The following is a 10727-nucleotide window of genomic DNA, read 5'->3' on the forward strand; positions in this document are numbered from 1 at the left end:
GACCCCACACCACCCCCCCCCCCCCCCCCCCCCCCCCCCCCCCCCCCCCCCCCCCCCCCCCCCCCCCCCCCCCCCCCCCCCCCGCTCCGGTCCGTGCTGCCGGCCGTGGAACGAGGCAGGCGCTGCCCGACGGTCCCGGTCCGTCCCCGGTCCGCCCCCGGTCCGCCGTCTCGGGCCGGGCGCCCCGTGACAGGGGGCCGCGACGGTGGCAGGATCGCGCCCATGGCTCACGTTCCGCCCCGTTTCGGCAGGCGCACCGCCCTGGGGGGGCTGGTGGCCGTGTTCGCCGTGCTCGGGCTGCTGGTGTGGTGGCTGCGGCCCTTCGGGGAGCCGGAGCTGAAGGGCGAGCTGACCTTCAGCACGGGCGTGCGCACGGGCGTCTACCACCTGTACGGCCAGCTGCTGGAGCAGGCGCTGGCGCAGGACGTCCCCGGGGTCCGGGTCCGGCTGGAGACCAGCCAGGGCTCACAGGAGAACCTCGCGCGGGTGGCGACCGGGCGGGCCGATTTCACCGTCGCGACGGCGGACGCGGTCTCGAAGTACCGGGTCGACGGGAAACCGGGCGCGGATCGGCTGCGCGGGGTCGCGCGGCTGTACGACGACTACGTGCAACTGGTGGTGCCGGCCGGGTCGCCGGTGCAGTCGGCACGGGACCTGCGCGGCAAGCGGGTGGCGATCGGCCAGCCCGAGTCGGGTGTGCGGCTGGTCTCGGAGCGGCTGCTGGCGGCGGCCAAGCTGGACCCGGCACGGGACATCACCCCGGTCTCGATCGGCATCGACACCATGCCGGCGGAGCTGGAGGCCGGGCGGATCGACGCGTTCTTCTGGTCCGGCGGCCTGCCCACGAACGCGGTGCGGGAGCTGTCGGAGCGGTTCGACATCCGGCTCGTGCAGCTCGACGACCTGGTGGAGACGCTTCAGGGCAGCGGGAGCCCGGCGCGCTACTACCGGGCGGCGGTGATGCCGCAGGACGCGTACGCGCGGGCGCGCAACACCTCGGCGGTGGCGACCCTGGCCGTGCCGAACCTGCTGGTGACCACCGAGGAGACCGATCCGGGGCTGACCGAGCAGTTCACGCGGACGGTGATCAAGAGCCGTGACCGGATCGGGAAAAAGGTGCACGCGGCGCAGCTGGTGGACCTGCGGACGGCGATCTACACGGATCCGCTGGACCTGCACGAGGGCGCCGGGCGGTACTACCGCTCGGTGAAGCCCTGACCCCGGGCTATCGGGCCGACAGCAGCATCGTCGCCGCGGCGGCCGCGCCGATCAGCCCCGCATGGGTGCCCAGGGCTGCCGGGACCACCTCCAGGCCGCCGACGTACGAGAGCGTGGCGTAGTCCGCGAGGTGGGTGCGGATCGGCCCGAAGAGCGTGTCCCCGGAGGCGGCGACGCCCCCGCCGATCACTGCGATGCCGGTCTCCACGAGGGTGGCGCCGGCCGCAATGGCGGCGGCCAGGGCGCGGCCGGCCCGGTCGAACGCGGCCAGCGCGAGGGGATCCCCGGCTTCGGCGGCCGCGGCGACGCCCACCGCCGTGGCATCGCCGGCGTCGCCCCCGGCGGGGGTCCAGCCCTGCTCCGCAGCCCACCGGGCGATGGCGGTGCCGGAGGCGATCGACTCCACGCAGCCGCGGCTCCCGCAGACGCACCGCGGGCCGTCGAACGCGACGCTGATGTGCCCGATGTGGCCAGCGTTGCCGGTGGGGCCCGGGTGGAGCCGGTTGTTCAGGATCAGGCCGCCGCCGACGCCGGTGGAGACCACCATGCACAGGGCGTTCGCGTGGCCGCGGGCCGCACCCAGCCAGTGCTCGGCCGCGGTCATGGCCACGCCGTCGCCGACCAGCACGGTGGGCAGGGGGGTGCCGTGCCGGGCCAGCTCCGCGGCGACCCGGGCCTGGACGGGGAAGTCCCGCCAGGCGCCGATGTTCACCGGGCTGACCGTGCCGCGCGAGGCGTCGACCGGGCCCGCGCTGCCGATGCCGCAGCGGACCGCCGCCGGCCACAGGGGCGAGCGGGCCAGCTCCGCGACGACCTCCGCGACGGCGGCGAACACCCCGTCGGCGTCGGTGTCCCGCGGGGTGGGGCGGCGGGTGGTGGCCGTCATCGTGCCGTCGGGGAGCACCAGCGCGCCGGCGATCTTCGTGCCGCCGATGTCGATCGCCACGGTCGGGCCTGCGGCCGGGCCGCGGCCGCCGGGGGCCGGGAAGGAGGGGCTGGGTGAGGTCACGGTGGCGCTCCAGGACGGGGTCGGATTCAGTATGCAGGCCCGGGCGCGGGTGTCCTCGGAGACGCCCGGCCGGTCGTTGAGCGCGAAGATACGGCGCTCTCGGACACCCCGGCCCGGCAGAGACGGCGTACGCGAGGCCGGTGAGCGGGCTGCGGAAGCCGGTGCTGCCGACCGGCCCTCACCTCGGGATCCTGCGGGCGGGGCGCCTGCGGTGCGGCGCGTACCACCTGCGCGGGGTTTTCCGGCGGACCGGTGAAGAGCGCGGGAGTGCCGGCCGCCGTCGTGACCGAAATACCGCTGCCCATTTCCGCACACTTCCTTGCGCGAGGCCAATTGACCGCATGAGCTGAACCGCATTGGCCGCCCGAGTCGGAGAGGCGCTCCGCCCTTCTGCCAACGGGTCTGAAGCGCATGAGCACGCCATTTCCCTTTGGCCGTGAAGGCCCTGTTGACTTTCTCCTGCCGGGGGCGGCACGTTGTGGGCGTCCGGAGAATTCCCCGCGACTTCCGGGATCCTTCATGCGTGACGGCAACCCCGTTCCCCCGCCCGCCCGAACGCTCCGCTTCGGCGCCAACTACACGCCGTCGCGCGGCTGGTTCCACCACTGGCTCGACTTCGACCTCGACGAGGTCGCGGCCGACCTGGACTCGATCGCCGCCCTCGGCCTGGACCACGTACGGGTCTTCCCGCTGTGGCCCCTCTTCCAGCCGAACCGGACGCTGATCCGGCCGCGTGCCGTCGAGCAGCTGGTCGCGCTCGCCGACGCGGCCGCCGACCGCGGCCTCGACGTCGCGGTGGACGGGCTCCAGGGGCACCTGTCGAGCTTCGACTTCCTGCCCGCGTGGACCGGGACCTGGCACCGGCGGAACATCTTCGGCGACCCGGACGTGGTCACCGGGCAGGAGGAGTACCTGCGCACCCTGGCCGCCGCCCTCGCCGACCGGCCCCATTTCCTCGGCATGACCGTCGGCAACGAGATCAACCAGTTCTCCGACGCCCCGCACCCCGACCCGGACCGGATCACCCCGGAGCAGGCGGAGCGCTGGCTGGAGCGGATGCTCGCCGCCTGCGAGCGGGGCGCGCCGGGCCGGTTCCACGTGCACGCCGAGTACGACGCGGCCTGGTACCGGGACGGGCACCCGTTCACGCCGGCCCAGGCGGCCCGGCTCGGCGCGGCCACGGCCGTGCACTCCTGGGTGTTCGACGGCACCGCGCAACGGCACGGCCGCACCGGGACGGCGACCGAGCAGCACGCCGCCTACCTGGTCGAGCTGTCCAAGGCCTGGGCGGCGGACCCGCACCGGCCGGTCTGGCTCCAGGAGGTCGGGGCGCCCGCGCCGCTGATCCCGCCGGAGCACGCGGCCGCGTTCACCGGGGCCACGCTCTCCGCCGCCCTGGACTGCGCGGACCTGTGGGGCGTGACCTGGTGGTGCTCCCACGACGTGTCCCGGGAGCTCGCGGACTTCCCGGAGCTGGAGTACGGGCTCGGCCTGCTCACCAACGACCGCCGGACCAAGCCGGCCGGTGCCGCCCTCGCCCGGACCGCCGGGGAGTGGCGGGGCAGGGAGCACCGCCCGACCGTCCGGTCCACCGCGCTGGCCGCGGACGTCGGCGGGGCCGAGGCCGCGCCGGGGCGGTCGGTGTGCGCGCCCGGCGGCGCCTTCTTCGAGGCGTGGGCGGCGTTGGCGGCCGACGGGGTCCGGCCCGCGGTGGTGCTGGCGGAGCTGGCCGAGGACCCCGCCCATCTGTCCGGGCGCGGCATCACGGAGGTGCTGCGCGTCTCCGACGTCCGCTGACCCGCCCTGCCGCCCCCACGACCCCCGCCCCGCTGTCCCGTCTCCCGTCCCCCGGCCCCTGTCCCCTGTCCCCTGTCCCCTGTCCCCTGTCCCCTGTCCCCTGTCCCCTGTCCCCTGTCCCCTGTCCCCTGTCCCCGACCATGGTCCCCCGAGGAGCCCCGCATGTCCGAGTCCCCCGGCAACGGCGCACACCCTCGCACCCCTCCCCTTTCCTTGCGTTCCCCCTTGCCCGGCGACTCCCCCGACGGCTCCCCCGGCCCGTCCCCCGAATCGGTACCGCCGCCGACCCGGCGCCGGATCCTCGCCGCCGGTGCCGCGGCCGGGGCCGCCGCCGGGGTGGGGGCCGCCGCGCTGCTGGGCGCTCCCCTCCCGGCGCACGCCGCCGCGGCGCCTCCCGCGTCGCCCACCGCGCCCCGGGCGTCCGCCGGCCCGGCGGACCTGGCCCCGTACGCCTCCTACTGGTTCCCCGACTCCCTCCCCCACGGCACCCCGGGCCCCGGCATCGTGTGGCGCTCGCTCAAGCAGTGGACCCCGGAGTCGGACCCGGACCTCGCCCACAACACCGCCACCGTTCAGCTCGCCGCCCGCTTCACGCCGGTGCCCCCGCACCCGGCCGTCCGTACCGGCCAGGCCCGTATCGCCTCCCTCGTCTCCTTCGGCCCCACCGCCCAGAACCCCTCCCAGGGGGTACCGACCGCCGACAGCTACGCCCTCGCCCACTGGGCGTACATCGACGAGCTGGTGTTCTGGGGCGGCTCTGCCGGCGAAGGGATCGTGCTCGCGCCGAACGCGTCCGTCGTCGACGCCGCCCACCGCAACGGCGTCCGGGTGCTGGGCAACGTGTTCCTGCCGCCCGTCGCGTACGGCGGCGACCTCCAGTGGACCCGCGACCTCGTGCAGCGCGACGCCCTGGGCCGGTTCCCGATCGCCGAGCAGCTCGTCCGGGTGGCGGTCGCGTACGGGTTCGACGGCTGGTTCGTCAACGCCGAGACCGACGGCGGGGACAGCGCGCTCGCCACCCGGATGCGGGAGTTCCTGCGCGCCCTGCGGGCCGCCGGCGCACCCCACAACCTGCGGATCACCTGGTACGACGCGATGAACAGCACCGGCCGGGTCGGCTGGCAGGGCGCGCTCAACCAGCTCAACCAGGAGTTCTTCGAGGACCGGGCGGGCCGGGTCGCCGACACCGTGTTCGTCGACTTCCGGTGGAGCGCGCAGAGCCTGGACGCCTCCGGGGCGCTCGCCCAACGCCTGGGCCGCAGCCGCCACGAGCTGTGGGCGGCGGTGGACACGGAGTCCCGCGGCTGGGATTCCGCGGTCGACTGGGAGGCGATCGTTCCGCGCGGGCGCGACCATGTCGTCAGCTACGGCTTCTACCGGCCCGAGTGGACCCGCAACCACCTCGCCGACCGCTCCCCCGGCGCCTTCCACCGCGCCGACGACCGGTTCTGGACGGGCGAGTCCCTGGACCCGGCCCGCCCCGCGCCCGACGGCGGCGGCTGGCGGGCGCCGGCCACCGTCGTCGCGGACCGGTCCACGGTGGCCGCGCTGCCCTTCGCCTGCTCGTTCAACACCGGGCACGGCGAGCGCTGGTACGAGCGCGGCGAGGCCGTCTCCGACACGCCGTGGAGCCACCTCGGCCTCCAGGACCGGCTGCCGGGCCGCCGCTGGGTCGTGAACACCGCCGGCCCGCGCCCTGCCGTCACGCTGGACTTCGCCCGGGCCTGGCGGGGCGGCTCCAGCCTCCTCGTGGCGGGCCGGCTCACCGCGCCCGCCGCGGTCGGGCTGCACGGCACCCGGCTGGCGCTGCCCCGGGCCGGCGTCCTGGAGCTGGTGCACTGCGCCGAGCCGGGTTCCGCACCGGCCGTGGTGGAGGTCGGGGTCGCGGTGCGCGAGCCGGCCGCTCCGGGCGAGCCCGTCCCCTACACCTGGTTCGCGGCGGGCGCCGCGGCCCCGGGCGCGGGCTGGCACACGGCGCGGGTCGGGCTGTCGTCCCTGGCGGGCCGGACCGCGTACGGGCTGGCCGTACGGATCACGGCGCGGGGAAACGGAGCGGTGTCCTGGCGGGTCGGCGCCCTGTCGGTACGCGACGGCACCCCCCGGCCGCGGCCGTCCGCTCCGCATGCGCTGACCGTGGACGCCGCGGCCCACGAGGACGGCGCGGCCGCGGTGCGGCTGTCCTGGCGGCGTGCACCCGGCCCGGTCCGCCACTACGAGCTGCACCGCCTGCTCCCGGACGGCACCCGCCGCTTCCTCGGCGGCACCTGCGGCACCGCCCTGTACCTGCCGGCGGTCGTGCGGGCCGGCCGGGAGCGGGCTGCGGTGTTCGAGGTGCGGGCCGTCGACGAGCTGTACGCCGCCTCCGCCCCGGCCCGCACCGCCCTCGCCTGGGCCGGCTGACGTACGCGTCGGGGCGGCTCCGCGGGTCAGCCGTTGCCCTCGGCCCCGTTGTGCGGGGCGCTGCGCGGGACGGCCACGGTCACCCGCAGCCCGTGGGGATCGTTCTTCGCGTACGAGAGGGACCCGCCGCCCGCGGCGAGCAGGGCCCGGGAGATGGACAGGCCGAGCCCGGATCCCTTGATGTTCTGGTGGCGGCCGCTGCGCCAGAACCGGTCGCCCACGCGGAGCAGCTCCTCCTCGGTGAGCCCGGGGCCGCGGTCGGCGACGACGACGTGCACGGACGGGCCGGCCGGGACGACGGACACCGTGACCTCCTCCCCGGCCGGAGTGAACTTCAGGGCGTTGTCGATGACGGCGTCGAGGGCACTGGAGAGTGCGATGGGGTCGGCCCACCCGGTGATGGCGGTCCGGCCCGCCCCGGTGAGCCGCACGCCCTTCTCCTCGGCGTACGGCCGCCAGGAGGCGACCCGTTCGGCGGCCAGGGCGCCGATGTCGGTGAGGCTGAGCTCGGCGGAGGCGTGCTCGGCCAGCGCCAGGTCCAGCAGGTCGTCCAGGACCTGGGCCAGGCGCTTGCCCTCGACGCGCACGGAGGCGATCTCCTCGTTGCCCTCGGGCAGTTCGAGGGCGAGCAGCTCGATCCGCAGGAGCAGCGCGGCGAGCGGGTTGCGCAGCTGGTGGGAGGCGTCGGCGACGAACGCCCGCTGCTGCTCCAGTACCTCTTCCACGTTGTCGGCCATCTCGTTGAACGAGCGGGCCAGGCGTCGGAGTTCCGGCGGCCCGCTCGCGGCCGCGACCCGGGAGTTCATCCGCCCGGTGGCGATGCCGTGGGCGGCCGCGTCGAGCGTCCGGACGGGCTTGAGGACCCAGCGGGTCAGCTGGAGGGCGGCCCCGAACGCGAGGAGCATAGCGGCGGCGAGGCCGGCGATGATCAGCAGCCAGCCCCGCAGGATCCGGTCCCGCATCTGGTCGGTGGGCGACTCGGTGACCACGACCGCGACGACGTCCCCGTCCAGGACGACCGGCGAGGCGACGAGGAGCTTTCCGTGGGTCTGCCAGGGCCACACCTGGGCCGGGTCGTGGCTGCGCCGCCCGGCGAGGGCCTCCTTGAAGGCCCGCCGGCCCTCGCCCTCCTCGGGGACCTGCCACCAGCCGGGGGCCCGGACCAGGGCGTTGTCGTCGCGGTAGAAGATGCCCACCCGGATGCCGTACAGCTCCTGGTAGCGGGCCAGTTCGAGCTGGAGCGTCTCCCGGCGTTCGGCGGCGCCGCTGCTGCCGGAGCCCTCCGCGTCGATGAAGAACTGGGCGAGGGCGGCGAAGCGGGCGCTGTCGTCGATCCGGTCGACCACGACCTTCTGCTGCTGGCCGGCGGCCAGGCTGACGGCGAGCGGGAGGCCGAGGGCGAGCAGCACGCCCGCCATGAGGACGACGAGCAGCGGGAGCAGGCGGGCGCGCACGGCGGGCCCCCGCTAGGGGGCGGCCGGCGGGACGAGCCGGTAGCCCACCCCGCGGACGGTCTCGATCAGGGCGGGCATGCGCAGTTTCGAGCGCAGGGAGGCCACGTGCACCTCCAGGGTCCGCCCGGTCCCCTCCCAGCTGGTGCGCCACACCTCGCTGATGATCTGCTCGCGGCGGAAGACGACGCCGGGGCGCTGCGCGAGCAGGGCCAGCAGGTCGAATTCCTTGCGGGTGAGCGGCACGTCGGAACCGTCGACGCTGACCCGGCGGGTGGGCAGCTCGATGCTGACGGATCCGATCCGGACCACGGCGGGGGCGCCCGCGACGGCGGCCGCGGCCTCCTCGGCGGCGCCGCTGCGCCGGGCGACGGCGTGGATCCGGGCGAGGAGCTCGCCCGTGTCGTAGGGCTTGACCACGTAGTCGTCGGCGCCCATGTTGAGCCCGTGGATGCGGGAGCGCACGTCGGAGCGGGCCGTCACCATGATCACGGGGGTCGAGGTGCGTTTGCGGATCTTGCCGCAGACCTCGTAGCCGTCCTGGTCGGGGAGGCCGAGGTCCAAGAGGATGACCCCGTAGGGAGAGGCGGAGGACGTGGCTCCGGCGGGCAGCAGGGCCTGCAGGGCCTCCTCGCCGTTGCGGGCGTGGGTCACCTGGAAGCCGTGACGGGCGAGGATCGCGGACAGGGCGGCGGCGACGTGGTCATCGTCCTCGACGAGCAGCAGTCTCATTGCGTCCCCCTTTCCTGCGTTCCTGTTTCCTGTTGTGCTTGTACCGTGCTCGGCCCGCGGTCAGAGGGCCACAGAGCATCCACGCCGATGCGGGGCCCCACGTCAAGGGGGTTCCGGTCCGGCGCGGTTTCCGTTATGTACCCGGTACGAGCCCTCCGGCGCGAGCCGGCGCGGCACGTACGGAGCGTATCGAGTCGAGGCCGTTTCGTTATCCTCAATTCTCCCTCAGATGTGATGACGGTGTGCGCACGGCCTCACTACTGTCCTGCCAACCGAGGAGGACGGAGCAAGAAGCCGATGAGCGGAGTATCAGTGGCCAAGGACGCGAAGGACGCGGTCGCAGCCGCCGACGACCTGGTCGTACTGAGCAACGTCAACAAGCACTTCGGCGCGCTGCACGTGCTTCAGGACATCGATCTGAGCATTGCCCGCGGCGAGGTTGTCGTGGTGATCGGTCCCTCGGGATCGGGCAAGTCCACGCTGTGCAGGACCATCAACCGCCTGGAGACGATCGACTCCGGAACGATCACGATCGACGGCAAGGAACTGCCCTCGGAGGGGCGGGAACTGGCCCGGCTGCGTGCCGACGTCGGCATGGTCTTCCAGTCCTTCAACCTCTTCGCGCACAAGACGGTGCTGCAGAACGTGATGCTGGGCCAGATGAAGGTCCGCAAAACGGACCAGGCGAGCGCCGAGAAGAAGGCGCGGGCCCTGCTGGACCGGGTGGGTGTCGGAACACAGGCCGACAAGTACCCGGCGCAGCTCTCCGGCGGCCAGCAGCAGCGTGTGGCGATCGCCCGCGCGCTGGCCATGGACCCGAAGGTGATCCTCTTCGACGAGCCGACCTCGGCCCTCGACCCGGAGATGATCAACGAGGTGCTGGAGGTCATGCAGCAGCTCGCCGCCGAGGGCATGACGATGGTCGTCGTCACACACGAGATGGGCTTCGCCCGCTCCGCGGCCAATCGGGTCGTCTTCATGGCCGACGGCAAGATCGTCGAGGAGGCCGAGCCCGAGCAGTTCTTCAGCAACCCGCGCAGTGACCGCGCCAAGGACTTCCTTTCGAAGATCCTGCACCACTGACGGTTCCGTCTGGTAGTGATCCCCTGGCGGCCCGGCGCTCGTGTCGTCGCTCGTCGTCTACAACGTCTCATCCGAGGGAAGTCCACCATGAAGGTTTTCAAGGCCGGCGCGGCCGCAGCCGTGGCCGTCGTCCTCTCCCTGACCGCGACCGCGTGTGGCGGCGGCGGTGACAAGGCCGGCAGCGGCAGCACCACCGGCGGCAAGGACAAGATCGTCATCGGCATCAAGTTCGACCAGCCGGGTCTGGGCCTGAAGACCCCGGACGGCAAGTTCACCGGCTTCGACGTCGACGTGGCGACCTACGTCGCCAAGGAGCTCGGCTACCAGCCCGACCAGATCGAGTTCAAGCAGGCCGTCAGCGCCGAGCGCGAGAACCTGATCTCGAACGGCGACGTCAAGCTCGTGGTCGCCACCTACACGATCAACGACAAGCGCAAGGCGAAGGTCGACTTCGCCGGCCCGTACTTCCTGGCCCACCAGGACCTGCTGGTCCGCGCCGACGACACCTCGATCACCAAGGCCGAGGACCTCAACAAGAAGAACCTCTGCTCGGTCACCGGCTCCACCTCGGCTCAGAACGTCAAGACCAAGCTGGCGCCCGAAGCGAACCTGCTGGAGCAGGGCGGCTATTCCGAGTGCCTCACCGGCCTGGAGAACGGGTCCGTCGACGCCCTGACCACCGACAACTCGATCCTGGCCGGCTACGCCGCGCAGGAGAAGAACAAGGGCAAGTTCAAGCTGGTCGGCCTGAAGCTCAGCGACGAGCCCTACGGCATCGGCCTGAAGAAGGGCGACAAGGACCTCCAGACCAAGGTCAACGCCGCGCTCAAGAAGATGGTCGAGGACGGCTCCTGGCAGAAGGCGGTGGACGCCAACCTCGGCCCCGCCGGCTACAAGGCCGAGCCGGCCCCGCAGATCACCGAAGGCAGCTGATTCATCGGTGAGGGGGGGGGGGGGGGGGGGGGGGGGGGGGGGGGGGGGGGGGGGGGGGGGGGGGGGGGGGGGGGGGGGGGGGGGGGGGGGGGGGGGGGGGGGGG

The 10727-nt window shown here is 73.9% G+C and carries 8 protein-coding genes; 5 read left to right on the plus strand and 3 right to left on the minus strand.

From position 1 onward, the window contains the following. Positions 1-222 precede the first annotated feature (222 nt). Entirely contained in the window at positions 223-1218 is a 996-nt protein-coding gene (locus AC068A_RS36345; RefSeq protein WP_478590568.1) for a TAXI family TRAP transporter solute-binding subunit, read from the plus strand. Between the two features lie 7 nt (positions 1219-1225). On the opposite strand, the gene AC068A_RS36350 is transcribed toward AC068A_RS36345, so the two are convergent. Further along, the gene (locus tag AC068A_RS36350) at positions 1226-2227 is read right to left on the minus strand and encodes an ROK family protein (protein WP_478590569.1); all 1002 of its coding nucleotides are present in this window, start codon (positions 2225-2227) and stop codon (positions 1226-1228) included. Positions 2228-2746: 519 nt separating this feature from the next. On the opposite strand from AC068A_RS36350, the gene AC068A_RS36355 reads away from it, so the two are divergent. Both AC068A_RS36355 and AC068A_RS36360 read left to right on the plus strand, forming a co-directional pair. Then, entirely contained in the window at positions 2747-4024 is a 1278-nt protein-coding gene (locus tag AC068A_RS36355) for a glycoside hydrolase 5 family protein (protein ID WP_478590570.1), read from the plus strand. Between the two features lie 225 nt (positions 4025-4249). Beyond that, complete coding sequence (locus tag AC068A_RS36360) at positions 4250-6424, plus strand: endo-beta-N-acetylglucosaminidase (RefSeq protein WP_478590571.1); 2175 nt, start codon at positions 4250-4252, stop codon at positions 6422-6424. Between the two features lie 26 nt (positions 6425-6450). Here AC068A_RS36360 and AC068A_RS36365 read toward each other — a convergent pair whose 3' ends face one another. Both AC068A_RS36365 and AC068A_RS36370 read right to left on the minus strand, forming a co-directional pair. Next, complete coding sequence (locus AC068A_RS36365; RefSeq protein WP_478590572.1) at positions 6451-7878, minus strand: sensor histidine kinase; 1428 nt, start codon at positions 7876-7878, stop codon at positions 6451-6453. Positions 7879-7890: 12 nt separating this feature from the next. Continuing rightward, a complete protein-coding gene (locus AC068A_RS36370; RefSeq protein WP_478590573.1) occupies positions 7891-8607 on the minus strand; it encodes a response regulator transcription factor in 717 nt (238 codons plus the stop codon). 297 nt (positions 8608-8904) lie between these two features. Between AC068A_RS36370 and AC068A_RS36375 the strand changes: the two genes are divergently transcribed. Next, positions 8905-9690 (plus strand): amino acid ABC transporter ATP-binding protein, encoded by a 786-nt coding sequence (locus AC068A_RS36375; RefSeq protein WP_478590574.1) that lies wholly within the window; start codon positions 8905-8907, stop codon positions 9688-9690. A gap of 87 nt (positions 9691-9777) precedes the next feature. Next, complete coding sequence (locus AC068A_RS36380) at positions 9778-10623, plus strand: glutamate ABC transporter substrate-binding protein (protein ID WP_478590575.1); 846 nt, start codon at positions 9778-9780, stop codon at positions 10621-10623. Positions 10624-10727 lie beyond the last annotated feature (104 nt).

The organism is Streptomyces sp. NPDC043854, from assembly GCF_056436005.1.

Coding starts and splice junctions, on each gene's coding strand:
- AC068A_RS36345 (WP_478590568.1), top strand. CDS start 223: ATGGCTCACGTTCCGCCCCGTTTCGGCAGGCGCACCGCCCTGGGGGGG.
- AC068A_RS36355 (WP_478590570.1), top strand. CDS start 2,747: ATGCGTGACGGCAACCCCGTTCCCCCGCCCGCCCGAACGCTCCGCTTC.
- AC068A_RS36370 (WP_478590573.1), bottom strand. CDS start 8,607: ATGAGACTGCTGCTCGTCGAGGACGATGACCACGTCGCCGCCGCCCTG.
- AC068A_RS36375 (WP_478590574.1), top strand. CDS start 8,905: ATGAGCGGAGTATCAGTGGCCAAGGACGCGAAGGACGCGGTCGCAGCC.
- AC068A_RS36380 (WP_478590575.1), top strand. CDS start 9,778: ATGAAGGTTTTCAAGGCCGGCGCGGCCGCAGCCGTGGCCGTCGTCCTC.